Consider the following 16,741-nt stretch of genomic DNA (forward strand, 5'->3'; position numbering starts at 1 on the left):
TGCACCGCGCCGCACGTTTTGCTCGAAGGACCGATCGCATGCACGCCCATCCCGCCGCCGCGCGCATTCGCGCCACCGTCCAGGCCGCCACGACCGGATTGATCGAGCGCGATCAGCTGGCCGAATTGATCGTGCTCGCAGCGGTGGCGCAGGAACATCTGCTGATCATCGGCCCGCCGGGCACCGCCAAGAGCGCGGTGGTGCGACGCGTCGCCGCCGCACTGGGCGGTCGCTATTTCGAATATCTGCTGGGCCGCTTCACCGAACCGGCCGAGTTGTTCGGCCCGGTGGACCTGCGCAGATTGCGCGAGGGCAGCGTGCAGATCGATGTGACCGGGATGTTGCCGGAAGCGGACATCGCCTTCCTCGACGAAGTCTTCCTGGGGTCCACCGCCATCCTCAACACCTTGCTCGGGCTGCTCAACGAACGCCGCTTCCGGCGTGGCCAGACCGACCTGCACTGCCCGTTGCGCCTGTGCGTGGGCGCGGCCAACGCGCTGCCGGACGACGATGCGCTGGCGGCCTTCAGCGACCGCTTCCTGCTGCATCTGTTCGTCGAGCCGGTGGCGGACCATCAGCTCGAAGCATTGCTGTCGGGTGGATGGCAGGCCGAACGTGCGCCGCTGCAGCCTGTCGCCGGGCTGGCCGACCTGGACCTGTTGTGCGAACAGGCGCGTGCGGTGGACATGGAGGGCGCACGCACGGCGCTCGCCGCGGCGATCCGGACATTGCGCGGCGCAGGCGTACAGCTGTCGGACCGTCGCCTGGTCAAGACCCAGCGGCTGATCGCCGCCGCCTGCGTGCTGGCCGGACGCACCCAGGCCAGCGAGGCCGATCTGTGGCCGCTGTTCTATGTGCTGCCGACGCGCGAGCAACAAGCCAGCGCACGGGACCTGCTGCGCGGCACCCTGGCCGCCGCCACCAACCCCACCTTGCGCGCGGCGGTCGAACAGGCCGCCCTGCAGCCGCTCTCGCGCACTGCCCGGCTGGTGGAGGCCGCCCAGTGCTGCCTGCAGGATCAGCACAATCCCGCCCTGCGCACCATGGCAGAAGCCTTGCTGCGCGAGATCGATGCCAACTTCACGGCCGCCTCGCTGCCGGCCGAGCTGGCCCACGAACGCATCCGCCTGATCGAGCAGATCGGCAGCGGCGCGTGAACTGGTCGTGGCAGGACGAGCCGGTGCCGGTCGCCCCGCAGGGGGTGATCGGCGTGGACGATGCCGCACGCCGGTTGCTGGCGGCATGGGCGCGCGTGTCCGACGGCACTGGCTTGCTGGTCACCGCCACGGCCCGGGCCTTGCTGCTGACCGGCCCTGCGCTGCAGCTGCCCTGGGCCGACGGCGTGCAGTACGTGGCGCCGCGCGCGGACGCCGCCGGCCTGTGGTTGCCTACCGCCGAGCGCCCCGACCTGCCGCTGGAACTGCTGGAGCGTGCGCTGCGCCGCCAGCACGGAGCGCAGCCGCTGTTGCTGCTGCGCTCACCCGCACTGGTGCTGCCGCTGCATCGGTTGCTGCCGGCGCGTGCCGTGGTCGTGGCGCAGATCCGTCAGCGCTGGGAGGCCGCGTGAGCGCCGTGCTGCAGATGCCTGCACCGCTACAGCCCTGGCGGCTGTGGCTGGACTGGTTCGACCCGCAGATCGCCTCCCAGCTCGGTGCCTGGTTGGTGCGCCTGGATCCCCTGCTCGGCCGCACCAGTCGCCTGCGCCGCCAAGAGGGCGACAGCGAGCCGGACGGCATCGACGACCTGCGTCGGCGCGGCAGCTACGAGCACCTGCTGCTGAGCGAGTGGGCGCTGGCAGACGCTCTGCCGGAGGAATTCCTGCGCCGCGCCGCGCACGCCGAGCACCTGTTCCTGGTGCCGCGCATGCAGGCGCGCACGCGCGATGCGCGCCTGGTGGCGATCTTCGATGCCGGCCCGGCGCAATGGGGGGCGCCGCGTCTGGCGCAGATTGCGTTGTGGATCCTGCTGGCACGCCGCGCGCAGTCCGCCAATGCGCGCTTTGTCTGGGGCCTGGCGCATCTGCCCGGCGAGCTGCACGACGCCGATAGCCCCACCCGGCTGCAACAGCTGCTGCAGGGCCGCACCTTCGAGGCGACCGGCACGCAGCACGCGCAAGCCTGGGCCACGCAGCTGGCAACCGCCACGCCGACCACCAGCGAGTGCTGGTGGATCGGTGCACAACCGGTGCGCGCAGCGCCGTTCCACCACCAGGCCAGCATCGTGCCTGCAGCCGATGCGCAGCTGCAGGTGGTGCTGCAGACGCGCCCCGGCACCCGCAGCAGCCTGTTGCCGGTGCCTGCCAGCATGGCCGCCACGCAGCTGCTGCGCGGGCACTTCATCGACACCCAACGCCCCGCCGAGGCCGACACCGCAAAACACGTGGTCAGGGGCAGGTTCTCGCTGCGCCATGCGCCGCTGTTCAGCCCGGACGGCAGCCATGTCGCATTGCTGCTGGCAGACGGCTGCCGCAGCGCGATGGTGAAGGTGCAGCCGGCCGACATCGCCAAACGGGCGGCACCGCGCTACCACCAATGGGCGCAGGGCGGTCAGCCGCTGTGCCTTGCGGCGCAGAACAAGCACGTCGGCGGCATCGTCGCTCTCCGGGAGCAGCCCGAGTTCTGGAATCTCCCGGGCATGCCCAGTTCGATCGAGGCGGGCGGGCAGAGCCTCTGCCCCGCACCCGGCCAGGTGCGGCTGCGTCCGTGCGTGTGGCTCAACAGCGGCGGCCAGCCGCAGCGGTTCCTGCTGTGGGACCAGCACGGCCGGCTGATGTCGTGGACGCGCGCGAGCAACCAGCGGCAGCGGGTTGCGCAAGGCAGCGAGATCGCCGGGCAGGTGGTGGCGCTGGCGCAAGGCGATGCCGAGCACGCGGTCTACGCCACCCATGTCGCGGGCGAACTGCGCCTGTTGCGCCTGCACCGCACCGGCAAGCAGGACCTCGTCCTGCAGCTGGCGCTGGGGTCGCGTCCGCCGGTCGTGTTGCTGCGCAGCCTGGCCCAGGAGGGCCAATGGCGTGGCGCCATCGCCCTCGAACTGGCAAGCCGCCAGGCCGGCGGCGACCGCTCGCTGGCCTACCGGGTACTGCACGGGGGGCCGGCCGATGGCTTCCAGGAATTCGGGGCGATCGTGGCGTCCGGCGACAGAGCGATCGGCCTGATCGGCGACCCAGACGCGCCGCAGCACAGCCTGCTGCTGGTGCTGCGCGCCGATCGTCGCGCACTGCTCGCCATCGGGGCCAGCGGGCGCCGGACACTGCATCGCGCCGCCAGCGAGATCAGCGCTGCGGCGGTGTCCAGCGATGGCGCGCGGGTCGCTCTGGTCACCCTGCAGGGGCAGGCCTGGATCCTGGGCGATGGCGGGCTGACCCCGTTGATGGTCGTGCAAGGCCAGGCCGAGCAACCCGGCCATGACTAGCCCCGCGCGCACGGACAACGCTGGCGGCAGCGTGCGGTACCCGCTGTGGCACGGCAGCCAGATAGTGTCGGCGTTGTGGTTCTCGGCAGCCTGGCTCGGCCCGGAGCAACGCCTGGCCAGGCTCGTCCGCGCCTGGCAACCGGGCAGCCGGGCGCTGCGCTTTGCCGACGGCGATGTGCTGTGCTTCGCCGCGCCGCGTGCGCTGGTCTGCGAGCAAGCGCCCGGGCTGGCGCTGTGCCAGGTGCATGGCGGCCTGTTTTCCGGCGCGTTGACCGCCGCCGAGGCGGCGCAGTTGCCCCCCGCCGACATCGGCCTGGTCCATGGCGCCCAGGTGATCGCCTTGCAGTGGCATCAGGCGGTGGCGCTAGATCCTGCCGAGGCGATCGACGTGACCGGCTATCCGCTGCACATGCCCTACGACTGCAGCCCGGGCACGCCACCGCTGGAGGTGGACCGGCTGCGCGGCAAACCGCTGCGGCAACTGCTGGGCACTGCCGTCCCGCCCGCCAGCGCCGAGCGCGATGCGTTCCTGCACGCGTTGAAGACGCAGCGCCCCGACATGCAGAACCACACGCTGTGGCAACGCCTGCTGGCGCGCGCTCAGCGCGCGCTGGGCAGCGAGCACGCGCCGGCATCGCATGGATCCCCAGCCACCGGGCAGAACGCGGCCGTGCCGGCACGCCGGGGTGCCGCAGCGGTATCGGCCTGGCGCACGCGGCTTGCCCGCGCACTGGTTGCCTCGCGGTTGGCCAGCCTGGTCGGACATCGCCAGGGCGCCTACATGCGCCGGATGCTGCGCCAGTTCGAAGACGGCGATCTGGACGAAGCCTTGCGCAACGCGCTGCCGCTCGATGGCGTGGACGAGTCCTTGGGGCAGGCGTTCGGGGTGCCACAACGGCGCAGCGACCTGAGCCTGTCGCGCACGCGCGGCGCCGGCACCAGCATCGGCATGGGCGAAGAGCTGCAGGCGCATCTGCGCGCGACCTATCGCAGCGCCTTCGCGCGCCTGGACCGCGAGGGGCAGATCGATCGTGCGGTGTTCGTCCTGGCCGAATTGCTCAATGCGCGCCATGAGGCGCTCGACTATCTGGTCAAGCACGCCCGTTACACCCAGGCCGCAGAGCTGGCGCTGGGTTGGGACATGCCGGCGGCGATGATCATCCGGCTGCTGATGCTGGCCGGCGACCATGCACGTGCCGTGCAGGTCGCGCGCCGCGATGGCGCCTTCGCCGCCGCAATCCAGCTGCTGCACGGCGCCGACCGCGCACTGGCCGACGCGCTGCGGCTGGAATGGGGCCAGGCACTGGTGCAGGCCGGCGACTGGCTGGCCGCCGTGGACGCGGTGTGGCCATTGCACGCGGCGCGCAACCAGGCCGCGCAGTGGCTGCTGGCCGCCGAACAGGCCGGCAGCACGCTGCGCGCACGCGCCCTGGTCAAGCGCGCGCAACTGTTGCCGGACACGCTGCAACACTACGCCGAGCGCATCGCCGCGCTTGCAGAGCCCGCCGCCGACTCCGCACCGCGCAGTGAAATGGCGGCGGCGCTGCTGGCAGATGCTTCCCCCAACCGCGCGCTGCAACAGCTGGCGCGGCAGCTGCTGCCGGCGATCGCCGCCGATCATGCGTTCGCACGCAACAGCCTGTCCGTCGGCGATCTGACCACGCTGCTGAAGCTGGCCAAGGACCCCCTGCTCAGCGCCGATATCCCAGCCTTCAAACCACGCGCCGCGACCAGCCAAGCCGGGCTATGGGAGGGCGCCACCATCCTGCACCTGCAGCCACCGCAGGCCGGCCTGGCGGCCATCCACGACGTGGCTGCGCTCCCGGATCGCCGCTATCTGCTGGCCCTGGGCGACGCCGGCGCGGCGGTGGTGGACGCGCACGGGCGCGTGCTGCAGCGCTACCCGGCGCCGGCATTCGGAATCGTCATCGCCGACAGCGGACAGGTTGCCCTGGCAATCGCACCCCGTGAGCGCGTGTCCACCGTCCATCGGCTGGATTTGATCACCCATGCGGTGCGCGACCTGGGCCAGATCGCGCTGCAATACGCCGCGCCCGGCTACAGCGGAATCGGCTGGAGCATCGTGGTCGACGACCGGCTGCTGGTCGTCGATACCGACAAGGATCTGCACAGCGTGCTGTGGCATGTCGGCGACCTGCCCGGCCCGGTGATCGCGGCAGGATTCTTCAGCGATCGCGAGGTGTACCTGGTGCGGGCCCGCGAGCAGCTGGAGGACTGGACCTACAGCCTGCCCGAGCGACGCCTCAAGGCGCGCGATTCCCTGCGCATGGACCCGCAAACGCCAGTGCTCGCGCATCGGCTCGGCAGCGTGCAGCAAGCCGATGTGCGCACCGATCCCGATGGCGACATTTGCCTGCACTACCAGCACACCGGCAACGCCCGTCAGTGCCGTTTGCATCACCACAGCGACGCATCCGGCGAGCCGGACGGATCGAGCGTGATGGCGCTTGAACTGGGATTCCTGGTTGGCCTGCATTGGCCGCACGGCTCGCGCTATTTCCTGGTGCGCCACCATGACGGCCGCATCGTGGCGTCGCTGGACTGGCCTGCGGGCATCGCGGTCAAGGTGCGCGAGCAGCCCGGCCATCTGCTGTTGCATGACGCGCACGGCCGCTTGCTGGATCTGCAGACCGACCGCTCGCTGGCCCACGCCATGTCCTTCCTCGGCTAGCGCGCAAGACACCGCGCTACGGCAGGCGCAACAACGCAACGCCACGACGCCACGCGGATGCGCGGCGCTGGGGGTTTCGCAGCACCAAGGTTGCAGCGGTGCCCACTCCGCTCAGGTCGGCGTGTCGACCTCATCCCAGTCGGCGTCTTCGAAGTGCAGCAGCCAGTTGAGCGCGTAATGGCGCTCGTACACCACGCCCGGCACGAGCCCGGCCGGCGGTGCCTGCTGGGTGTGACCGGCCTGGCGCACGGCCCAGTGCAGGCGCAGATGCAGGTCCAGCGCATCCAGCAATTCGGGCAGCGGCCGCAGCGTCGGCAACGTGCGCGCGGGCGCCTGCGCTTGGTCCAGCGCGCGTTGCGCAACCAGCGGCACGTCGCACAGGGCGGTCGGCTGCGGCAAGGTGTCGGCCAGGCCCAGCGCCCACTGCAGCACGGCCAGGCTTTCGTAACGCCAGCCGAAGTTGGCCAGCATCTGTTGTTCTGGTTGCGCTTGGGCAAAGAAAGCGCGCTCCTGCGGCGACAGCGCAGCAGTCACGCCGGGCAACCGTCCCTCCACCTCGTGCAACGCCGGTGGCGCGTCGCCGGCGGCCAGCATCTCCGCACGCAAGGCCACCGCAAACAACGCCAGCATCCGTTGCCTCACCGCCGCCGCGTTGCGCACCCGCGCCTCGCCCTCGCCGGCCACCGGCGGCAAACTCGGCGGTACGCGGACGCCCTGCGCGCTCAGCTGCGCCAGGTGATGCGCCCGCCGCTCGCGCGCATCCGGCGGGTACGGCACCTGCGCCTGGTCATCGAGCGCGGGCTCGCCCTGGCTGATCAGCACGCGCCCCTGCGGGTCGCGCACGCTGCCATCGGCCAGAAAACACACCGCATTGGCCTGCTCGGCCCATTGCGCCAGATCGCCGAACGCGCTGTCGTCGACCTCGAAGCTGAAGTGCTGGCGCACCCGCTGCACATGCCGCATCAGGTGATACCGCGACTGGGTCATTTGCCCGTCGCCGGCCTGATTCACGTAGCCGACAAAACCGTGCAGATGATTGGCCAGTTCCGGATCGGCGTGGTCGCGGTGCTGTACGGCCGCGTGCGGCAGAAAGTCCGGCCATCGCGGTTCGCGCAGCGTGGAATAGGCGTTGACCAGCAGCGGCATGCGGGTGTCCTTACGCAGTCGGAGGCAGGCCGGCAGGGTGCCGCACCCCTGGGTTGCTGTCCATGTCGACGGGAGCGAGGGCGATCGTGTAATACGCCACTGCGTCGGTGCCGGAACTCAACACGCGCAGCCCCTCGCGCTGCAGCCCCAGCGCTTCCAGCGCGCGCAGGGAAGCGACGTTGTCCGGTGAGGCGATCGCGCACAGCCGGGTCAGCCCCAGCACATCGCGTGCATGGTCCAGCACCGCGCGCCCGGCTTCGCTCACATAGCCTTGTCCACGATAGGCAGGCAACAGCGCGAAGCCCAGATGCGGCACCGGCAAGCTGTCGCGGCACAACAAGCCCAGCGTGCCTGCGAATGCGCCGGTCGCGCGGATCTCCAGCGCCCAATGCGCAAACCCGTACGTGTCGTGATGCGCCTGCGCCCACTCGCGCAGATGCGCGCTCGCCTGCGCGCGGGTACGGATGCCGCGGTCGTTGATGCCGGCGATAAAGCCGGGGTCGTTGACCAGCGCCAGCATCGCATCGGCATCGCGCTCGGCATCGAGCGTGCGCAAGCGCAAGCGCGGAGTTTCGATCACGACGGTCATGGCGCACTCCTTGAGCAGGGCAAACCAGACTGCCGTGCAGGCATGTCGCTGGCAAGCTTCAGCGCGCTACCGCTGACAAGCATCGGCAACCATCCAGCGGACGACCAGCAGCTGCATGCAGGCTGCACGTCAAAACCTCGATGGTCACCGGCGACAGGGCTTGCTGCGTGCAGCCAGGCGCAGGTCTTTCGACAACCGCACACTGCCGCGCCGCCGCGGCAGTGCGGATGCGGCAAAAGCCACCTGCCACGCGTGCTGAAGCGCATGACAGCCCGGCAACGATCGATGCCTTGCCGGCAGGTATCCGGGCGCGTGCCAGACGCGGATGCCAAACGCTAATCCCGCACCCCGCAACGGCACCAACCTGACCACAAGCGCCGTGGCTTGCGCGGCAACCTCAGTCGAACAGCGCCTGGATCGCCGCAAGCCCGGCACTGGCGCGCTCCTTCTTGCGCTCGGCATCGGCCACCGGGTCGGCGCCATCGCGCTGCAGTTCTTCGGCCGGAATCTCGTCGAAGAACCGGCTGGGCTTGAGCCGCACGTGCTCGCCGAACTTGCGCGTCAATTTGCTGTGGCTCATCCACAGCTGCTCCTTGGCGCGGGTGATGCCCACGTACAGCAGGCGGCGTTCTTCCTGCAGGTTGCCTTCTTCCAGGCTCACTTCATGCGGAAGCACGCCGTCTTCGCAGCCGACGATGAACACATAACGGAATTCCAGGCCCTTGGACGCATGCATGGTCATCATGCGCACCTGGTTGCCACCATCGTCCTTGTCGTTGCGCGACAGCAACGCCAGTTGCGCGGCCAGATCGCTGGCGCTGGCGCCACGCGGGCCGCCTTCGAACCACTCGGCCAACTCGTCCAGATTGCGCTTGCGGCGCTGGAAGCCGGTTTCGTCCTTGGACTGATTGCGCAGGTCGTTGAGCAGGCCGGATTTTTCGGCCAGGGTGCGCACCAGTTCGCCAGCGGGCATCGTGGCCGAATGCTCGCGCATATCGCGCAGGATATCGGTGAACGCACTCAGGCCATTGGCCGCACGCGGCGGCAGGTGCTGCAGCGCGCCCATCGACTCGGCCGCGCGCGACATCGGCACCGACTTCGCACTGGCCAGCTCGGCCAACCGCGCCAGCGAGGTCGCACCGACCTCGCGCTTTGGCGACTGCACGGCGCGCAAAAATGCCGCGTCATCTTCGGGGTTGACGATCAGCCGCAACCACGACAGCACATCCTTGACTTCCTGCCGCTCCAGAAACGCGGTGCCGCCGGTCAGGTGATACGGCACGCGCAGCAGCTGCAGCGCCTTTTCCAGCGGCCGCGACTGAAAATTGCCGCGGAACAGGATGCAGAAATCGCTCCACGGCACCTGCTTGGCGGTCCCCAGGAACGAGATCTCGGCAGCGACCTTTTCGGCCTCGTGCTCGCTGTCGCGGCATTCCCACACGCGGATACGCTCGCCGTCGGCCTGGTCGCTCCACAGGGTCTTCAAGTGCTCGTGCGGGTTGTGCGCGATCAAGGCATTGGCCGCACGCAGCACGCGGCTGGAGCAGCGGTAGTTCTGCTCCAGCTTGATGATTTCCAGCGCCGGGTAGTCGCGCCCCATCTGCTGCAGGTTTTCCGGATTGGCGCCACGCCAGGCGTAGATGCTCTGATCGTCGTCGCCCACGCAGGTGAAGTTGCCGCGCGGGCCGGCCAGCATTTTCAACAGCCGGTACTGTGCATCGTTGGTGTCCTGGCACTCGTCCACCAGCAGATAGCCGATGCGCTCGCGCCAGCCCAGTACGATCTCTTCGTTGGCCTCCAGGATCTGCACCGGCAGCCGGATCAGATCGTCGAAGTCCACCGCGTTGAAGGTGGTCAGCCGCGCCTGATAGCGCTCGTACAGGCTGGCGGCTTCCTTTTCGCGATTGCTGCGTGCCGCCGCCATCGCCTGTTCGGGCGACAGGCCGGCGTTCTTGGCGCGCGAGATCAGGTTCTTGGCATCTTCGATCGCATCGGGCTTGGCGCCGTGCATCAGGTCCTTGATCTGGGCGGCGGCATCGTCGGAGTCGAAGATCGAAAAACCGCGCTTCAAACCGGCAGCGGCGTGCTCGATCTGCAGGAACTTCAGCCCCAGCGCGTGGAAGGTGCAGATGGTCAGGCCATCGGCGCCATCGCCACGGATGCGCTTGGCCACACGCTCGCGCATTTCCTTGGCGGACTTGTTGGTGAAGGTGATCGCGGCGATACGCTTGGCCGGATAGCGGCCGGTGGCGATCAGGTGTGCGATCTTTTCCACGATCACGCGCGTCTTGCCGCTGCCGGCGCCGGCCAGCACCAACAAGGGACCTTCGCAGTGCAGCACTGCGGCGCTTTGCGGGGGATTGAGACCGTGCATAGAGGCTTCCAACAGAGCAGGCCATTGTAACGGCGCCGCCTGCGGCTGGCCGGCGCGCCGGATTCAGCTCGGCTGCTGCGCTGTCATGGTGCCCCCGATGGACTTGTTCGGTAGCGCGGCAGCAGCACCCGCCGCGGTCCGGTAGCCGGCGACACCGGTTACCCGTGGTGCGCTGCATGCCGCCGCCCGGCCCGGTAAAATCGCCCGATGGCCAAGCTCTATTTCTATTATTCGGCGATGAATGCCGGCAAGACCACCACCTTGCTGCAGTCGGCGCACAACTACCGCGAACGCGGCATGCGCACGCTGATCCTGACGCCCAAACTCGACCACCGCGCCGGCAGCGGCGTGGTCGCATCGCGGATCGGCCTGCGTGCAGACGGGCGCGCGTTCGATCGCGACACCGAACTGCAGCAGCTGGTCGAGCGCGACATCGCCGCCCAGGGTGCCCTGCACTGCGTTCTGGTGGACGAGGCGCAGTTTCTCGGCCGCGCACAGGTCTGGCAGTTGAGCGAGGTGGTCGACCGGCTGCGCATCCCGGTGCTGTGCTACGGCCTGCGGACGGATTTTCGCGGCGAGCTGTTCGAGGGCAGCCAGTTCCTGCTGGCCTGGGCCGACGAGCTGGAGGAGATCAAGACCATCTGCCACAGCGGCAGCAAGGCCACCATGACCGTGCGCGTGGACGCGCAAGGGCATGCGGTGCAGGACGGCCCGCAAGTGGAGATCGGCGGCAACGAGCGCTACGTGTCGGTCAGCCGCCCCGAGTTCAAGAAGATCATGCGCGGCGAAGGCCGCATCGACCCTCTACAGATCGCCTTGCCGTTGCCGTCTACGGCGCCCTAGGCGTGCCGGCACCGGCACGCGCCGCGGTCGGACAATGCCTGGCGCGGTATCGATGCGGCCCACTCACGCCACTGCGGCATGCTGCGGAAGCCGGAGCGCACCGTGCCCCGACATTGTCCAATCCCTCGGCCGCATCCGGGCAGGCGACAGTGCCGCCTGCCGGCATCGTCGCGCACGCACGGCCACACGGCGACGGAAGCGGTGCTGGACTGAAGACTTCAGCAATGCATGGCATCGCCTCTCCCGCGCGCTAGTCACCTGCGCGCTATAAGCTTTTGAGGCATCGTTACACCTTGCAATGCATGCAATTGCCGCGCGATGCCGGCGACACGCCGACAGGCGTATCGTTACGCGGGCTTGGCGGCCGCGTGCACGACCAAGCGCAACCACCGTCCTGTAAACTGGCGACCATCCACTTGTCGGGAGGCACCCATGGCTCCGCTTCCTCCCGAGTTACGCGCCGATATCGCACGTGTTGGCCGGCTATCGTCGGTGCCCGACGTGCTGACCATTCTCACCCGTCTGACTGGCATGGGATTTGCCGCCGTTGCGCGCGTGACCGATACGCGCTGGATCACTTGCCAGGTGCGCGACGAACTGTCGTTCGGTCTGACGCCAGGCGACGAGCTGCCACTGGTCACCACCTTCTGCGACAGCGTGCGCACCCAGGGCAACGCCTTGTGGTTCGGCCACGCCTCCGAGCATCCGGTCTTCCGCGACCATCCCACGCCGCGGTTGTACGGCTTCGAAAGCTATGTCTCGGTGCCGATCAAGTTCGACGATGGCAGCGTGTTCGGCACCTTGTGCGCGCTGGACCCGTTGCCGCGTGTCATGGATGCGCCGATGGTGGAAAAGGTCGAACTGCTGGCGCAGCTGCTGGCCGCGCAGATCCAGGCCGAGCAGCGTGCCGAAGAGAGCGCGCAGGAGTCGCAGCGCGCACGCAGCGAGCTGGGCCGCGCCGGCGCCTCGGCACGGCTGCGCGAGGAGTTCATCGGCATCCTCGGTCACGACCTGCGCAACCCGCTGCAATCGATGCATGCGGTGGTGGACGCGCTGTCCATCGACCCGCTCAACCAGCGCCAGGGCGCGTCGATACGCTCGATGCAGCGCAGCCTGCGCCGCATGGAAGAACTGATCGATTTCGCCTGCGATTTCGCCCGCGGTATCGAGCGCGACTGGCTGCAGCTGGACTACGGCAACGGCAGCGATCTGCTCGATGCGCTGTCGCAGGTGGTCGACGAAACCCGCGCCGCCTATCCCAACCAGGTGCTGTCCACGCACGTGGCCATCGACGAGCCGGTGCACGGCGATGCGGTGCGACTGGCGCAGATGTTCGGCAGCATGATGATCAACGCCGTGGTGCAGGGGCAGCAGAGTTCGTTGATCAAGGCGGTCGCGGTCACCGAACAAGGGCGCCTGCGCATCGAGGTCTGCAATCTGGACGGCATCGAGCCGCGACGGCTGGATGTGCTGCACGCGTCCACGCACGTGCATACCGCCGGCCGTGCCCTGCCGGAAGTGGATCTGGGCCTGCACATGGCCGCACAGATCGCGCAGGCGCATCAGGGCGAGCTGCACATCACCAGCGGCAAGAACGGCACCTGCTTCCGCGTGGAGCTGGCATGCGCCCGGCCACGTGCGCGCATGCACCTGGTCGGCGGTACCACGTCGGCCTGAGCGCGCCGCCCCGGCGACGGCGCGGCGCACTCCCATCACACACTCAGTAGATCTTGCGCTCGCTCGCCGGCGGCGGCGTCCATTGGTAGAGCCAGGTTTCGGTCAGCGGCTTGCCGTTGGCGCGCAGGTACAGGCGAACGTCGATCTGCTGCATGCTGTCATCCGGCGGCACCAGGTCGAACATTGCCCGATAGCCCTTGAGCTCATGCAACGGCCGCGCCGACACGATCTCGGTGCTGCCGCGCGATACCTGAATCACCGCCTCGACCTTGGTCTTGGCGTCCTTCACCAACCCAGGCAGGTCGCCGCCGGCAAAGTCCACCGCAAACCGCCAGGAAAAATGGCTGCGCTTCTGTCCGACGATGCCGCCCAAACCGGTACGGGTGGCGACGCAGTGCGCCAACGGCGAGCTGGCCGGCGGCTGCGCGCCCCAATACAACCGGTAGCCCATCAACAACTCCTGCCCCGGTTGCGGCTTGGCCTGGGGATTCCAGAACGCCACGATGTTGTCGAAGGTCTCGTCCACGGTCGGGATCTCGACCAACTGCACCGAGCCCTTGCCCCAACCGCTCTTGGGTTCGACCCACAGGCACGGGCGCTTCTCGTAGAACACGCCGTCATCCTGGTAATGGTCGAAATTGCGGTCGCGCTGCAGCAGTCCGAACCCACGCGGGTTCTCATCGACAAACATGTTGAAACGCAGCTGCGGCGGGTTGCACAGCGGCCGCCAGATCCATTCGCCACCGCCGGTCCACATCGCCAGCCCGTCGGTATCGTGGATCTCCGGCCGCCAGTCCCAATCCATGCGGCTGTCGTTTTCGCCGACCTGGTACATGCTGGTGCACGGGCCGATGCCGAGCCGTTCGATGGCCTTGCGCGGGTACAGCGCGCTGTCGATATCCATCACCAGCACTTCGCCATTGGTTATGGCAAAGCGGTAGGCGCCGGCGACACTGGGAGAATCCAGCAGGCCGTAGACCACCACGGTATCCGAGTCGTCGGCCGGCTGCTCCAGGTAGTAGGCGATGAAGTCCGGAAATTCTTCCGGACCGCCGGTGCCGGTGTCGATCGCCAGCCCACGCGCCGACTGCCCGTACTGGCCTTCCTTGCCCACTGCACGGAAATAGCTCGCGCCCAGAAACGCCGTAAAGTCGCGGTCGGTGTCCTTGCGCGTGTTGAGCCGGAAGCCGGCAAAGCCCAGGTCCTTGGGCAGCTGCTTGCCGCCCAGCCCGCTGCTGCCGTAATCGAACGCAGCCGGGTCATAGGCCAGCTGCTGCGCCTTGCCATCGACGATGTCGTAGATGTGCACCGGGGTATGGAAGTACAGCCCCAGGTGGAAGAACTTCGCCTGGAACTTGCCGTTGCCGTCGGCCCACAGCGCGTGGTCCTGGCGATAGCGGATCGACTGATACTGATCCCAGTTCAATGCTTCCAGCGGGCCTGGCAGCACCTGCTTGTGGCTTTTGTAGGGGGCTTTGGCCAGCGCACGCGCCTGTCCCTTGAGCCATGCGTAATCGAATGGTTGCGGCTGCCCGAGCCGACGCAGTCCCACCGCCTTGGCAGCCAACGCCCACTGCGGCAATGCCGGCAAACCGAGCGCGGCCAAGGTGGCAGCTGCATTCTTCAGGAAGTGGCGTCGTTGCATGCGCATCGGTCTGATCGGGGAATGGCGCCATCATAGCCACAGCCCGGCGCGGACGCGCGCGTGCGGAGCTAAGGCGCTGCCGATCCAGCTTCGCAGGCGTTGTCCAATGCCAGCTCTACCGCCTTGCTGCACAGAAATTGCCGCTGCGCCTGCGCATCGTCCGGCCCGCTGTACGGCAGCAACGTCCACTGCTCTTGCGCCTGCATCTGCGCGCCCGGCGCGAGCTGGCGATACGGCGCATGCACTTCCATCTCCAGCAAACCCCGTTCGGGATGCAGGGGCGGAGCATCGAGGTACAACTCCACTTGGCCTTGTTCCGGATGGATCGCGGCCAATGGCTGATGCGTAAAGCGGATCACCAGCACCTGCGCACCAACGAAGCCGGCCATCCAGCCTGCCGATGGCTGCAGCAACAGCTTGCCGCGCTGGACCATGCCGTCATCGCGCACGTCCGCACGCAACGCCAGCACGCCCGCACGGTGGCCGAACGTGGGCGGTACCGTATCCGGCTCGCTCGGCGGCTGCACCCGAACATCGCCGGCATCGGCCACCGGTACAAACACGCGCGTACTCGCCGCAACGCGCGTGTTGAACCACAGATCCCAGGCGATCGGCTTTTTGCGGCTATTGCGCGCCGTGGCCTGCACCTCCACCGTGTCGGCGCGCACCGTGGACAGCGCGATGCGCTTGCTCAGCTGCACGCCGGTCACCGGGCTGGGCACGCCTTGCAGACGTATCTCGGCCGGTCCATGCATCACCACACGCGTGGTGGCCAACGACAGATACGGATCCGGCGGCCACACCGCAGCGGCGGCCTTGCGCTCAAGATTGACCTGCTGATGCAACCACCACTGACTCTGCGGCCCCACCCACACATCGTGACCAAGATACGGAATATCGCCGGCACTGGTAGACACCGTTGGTGAGGGTTGGCGATCCACTGCCGCTCCGATCTTCAACACGCTGTGCTGCCCGCGCAGGTTGAAGGACAGCACACGCCCCCCGAATGCCGGCGTGGCGCTCAGCTCCACCGCAGCGTTGCGCAACTGGATACGCTCTGCTGGCGCGGGGCCGGTCGTCGCGGTGTCATCCGCATACGCCGTGCCAAGAAGCACTAGCGCCAGTACCCCGCCAGCCGCCAGGGACATGCAAAGAGGCCGTGAGATGGGCATGACGCAGTTCCAGAGCGCAGGACGCATCGATTGTGGCGTGGTCCAGCTGTGGAGACTAGCAGTGCTGCAGCTTCTCACTGCGAACGTCGAGCCAGCGATCGCCTGGCCTGCGCTTCATCCGTTAGGGCAGCATCTAGATCGAGCGAGCAGATCCACCTGGTCTGGAGGGCAGCTCGAACCGTTTACAGCGTTCTGCCATGCCTCAACGCTGGCAATTGCCGCACCACACCGTCGCGCGCTGTCCAACCGTTGCGTGTTTCAAGGTCCGCCCGCACTGCTTGCAGGGCTCGCCCTCGCGGCCGTAGACCGTCAATTCCTGCTCGAAATAGCCAGGCGCGCCGTCCGGACTGATGAAGTCGCGCAACGTCGTGCCACCACGCTGGATCGCATAACCCAAGATTTCCTTTACCGCGGTCGCCAGGCTCCGGTACCGCTCAAGCGACACTTTTCCAGCTTCGCGCAGCGGGCTGATTCCCGCACGATGCAGGCTCTCGGCTGCATAGATATTACCGACGCCAACAACCACTGCCTGATCCATCAGAAAGGTCTTGACCGCAGCACGACGGCCGCGCGACAGCGCATAAAGATAATCGCCGGTAAATGCTTCTGATAATGGCTCCGGACCCAACGCCGCAAGCAACTCGTGCACCTGTGTGTCGGATTGCCACAACAGGCAACCGAACCGGCGCGGGTCGTTGAAGCGCAGCACGCGGCCGTTTTCCAGGCTGACATCCACATGATCATGTGCGCGCGGCAAGGTATCTCCGGGCAGCACACGCAGGCTCCCGGACATTCCCAGATGCAGCAACGCGCTACCGCCGGCATCGGTATCCATCAACAAGTACTTTGCACGTCGACGCACTTGCGTGATGGTGGCTCCAGGGAGCAGGCGCTCGATCTGCTCGGCAATCGGCCAACGCAAGTCCGGACGACGCAGAATGACCCCATGGATGCGCTGCCCGACCAGATGCGGCGCAAGTCCGCGCACGGTAGTTTCGACTTCGGGCAACTCTGGCATCGCGGCATCCAGAAACAGCCGGTCATGTCCCGGCACAGCACCATATGGAGGTCTGCTCGCTGAAAAACAATCAGGAGTTGGGCGAAGTGGTCGGTGTGGGTCTGTTGGCGAAGCGTGCAGAGCGAGGCGCTAGCGCAGGCGCAGGCAGCTACACCTACCTGCCGAGGGCAG

12 protein-coding genes are annotated in these 16,741 nt (G+C 67.9%); 6 read left to right on the top strand and 6 right to left on the bottom strand.

Features of this window, described 5'->3' with window-relative positions; genetic code table 11:
- Positions 1 to 38: 38 nt before the first annotated feature.
- The 4 genes from FHY19_RS16820 to FHY19_RS16835 are packed head-to-tail and all read left to right on the top strand — an operon-like array spanning position 39 to position 6,106.
- Positions 39 to 1,157 (top strand): AAA family ATPase, encoded by a 1,119-nt coding sequence (locus tag FHY19_RS16820; RefSeq protein ID WP_259167328.1) that lies wholly within the window; start codon positions 39 to 41, stop codon positions 1,155 to 1,157.
- Positions 1,154 to 1,567: a hypothetical protein gene (locus FHY19_RS16825; RefSeq protein WP_259167329.1), complete on the top strand. Its 414-nt coding sequence runs from the start codon at positions 1,154 to 1,156 to the stop codon at positions 1,565 to 1,567. The genes FHY19_RS16820 and FHY19_RS16825 overlap by 4 nt, the downstream gene beginning before the upstream one ends.
- Entirely contained in the window at positions 1,564 to 3,414 is a 1,851-nt protein-coding gene (locus FHY19_RS16830; RefSeq protein WP_259167331.1) for a hypothetical protein, read from the top strand. The genes FHY19_RS16825 and FHY19_RS16830 overlap by 4 nt, the downstream gene beginning before the upstream one ends.
- A complete protein-coding gene (locus tag FHY19_RS16835; protein ID WP_259167332.1) occupies positions 3,407 to 6,106 on the top strand; it encodes a bpX6 domain-containing protein in 2,700 nt (899 codons plus the stop codon). Before FHY19_RS16830 ends, FHY19_RS16835 begins: the two co-directional genes overlap by 8 nt.
- A 111-nt stretch (positions 6,107 to 6,217) precedes the next feature.
- Here the strand turns inward: FHY19_RS16835 and FHY19_RS16840 are convergent, their stop codons facing one another.
- The 3 genes from FHY19_RS16840 to rep form a co-directional block, all read right to left on the bottom strand.
- Complete coding sequence (locus FHY19_RS16840; protein WP_259167333.1) at positions 6,218 to 7,252, bottom strand: DUF4272 domain-containing protein; 1,035 nt, start codon at positions 7,250 to 7,252, stop codon at positions 6,218 to 6,220.
- Positions 7,253 to 7,262: 10 nt separating this feature from the next.
- A complete protein-coding gene (locus FHY19_RS16845) occupies positions 7,263 to 7,841 on the bottom strand; it encodes a GNAT family N-acetyltransferase (RefSeq protein ID WP_259167334.1) in 579 nt (192 codons plus the stop codon).
- A 397-nt stretch (positions 7,842 to 8,238) separates the two neighbouring features.
- Positions 8,239 to 10,215, bottom strand: coding sequence for a DNA helicase Rep (gene rep / locus FHY19_RS16850; protein ID WP_259167335.1), 1,977 nt, complete (start codon positions 10,213 to 10,215; stop codon positions 8,239 to 8,241).
- A gap of 207 nt (positions 10,216 to 10,422) precedes the next feature.
- Between rep and FHY19_RS16855 the strand changes: the two genes are divergently transcribed.
- Positions 10,423 to 11,058 carry a thymidine kinase gene (locus tag FHY19_RS16855; protein WP_259160011.1) on the top strand — a complete coding sequence of 212 codons (636 nt, stop codon included), beginning with the start codon at positions 10,423 to 10,425 and terminating at the stop codon, positions 11,056 to 11,058.
- A gap of 432 nt (positions 11,059 to 11,490) precedes the next feature.
- Positions 11,491 to 12,735 (top strand): GAF domain-containing sensor histidine kinase, encoded by a 1,245-nt coding sequence (locus FHY19_RS16860; protein ID WP_259160013.1) that lies wholly within the window; start codon positions 11,491 to 11,493, stop codon positions 12,733 to 12,735.
- 43 nt (positions 12,736 to 12,778) lie between these two features.
- On the opposite strand, the gene FHY19_RS16865 is transcribed toward FHY19_RS16860, so the two are convergent.
- From FHY19_RS16865 to mutM, 3 genes are all read right to left on the bottom strand, one after another.
- Complete coding sequence (locus FHY19_RS16865; RefSeq protein ID WP_259167336.1) at positions 12,779 to 14,380, bottom strand: glucan biosynthesis protein D; 1,602 nt, start codon at positions 14,378 to 14,380, stop codon at positions 12,779 to 12,781.
- Between the two features lie 68 nt (positions 14,381 to 14,448).
- The gene (locus FHY19_RS16870) at positions 14,449 to 15,528 is read right to left on the bottom strand and encodes a DUF4380 domain-containing protein (protein ID WP_259167337.1); all 1,080 of its coding nucleotides are present in this window, start codon (positions 15,526 to 15,528) and stop codon (positions 14,449 to 14,451) included.
- Positions 15,529 to 15,754: 226 nt separating this feature from the next.
- A complete protein-coding gene (gene mutM, locus FHY19_RS16875) occupies positions 15,755 to 16,570 on the bottom strand; it encodes a bifunctional DNA-formamidopyrimidine glycosylase/DNA-(apurinic or apyrimidinic site) lyase (RefSeq protein WP_259167338.1) in 816 nt (271 codons plus the stop codon).
- Between the last annotated feature and the right edge of the window lie 171 nt (positions 16,571 to 16,741).

It is taken from the genome of Xanthomonas sp. 4461 (assembly GCF_024806475.1).
GTDB lineage: Bacteria > Pseudomonadota > Gammaproteobacteria > Xanthomonadales > Xanthomonadaceae > Xanthomonas > Xanthomonas arboricola_F.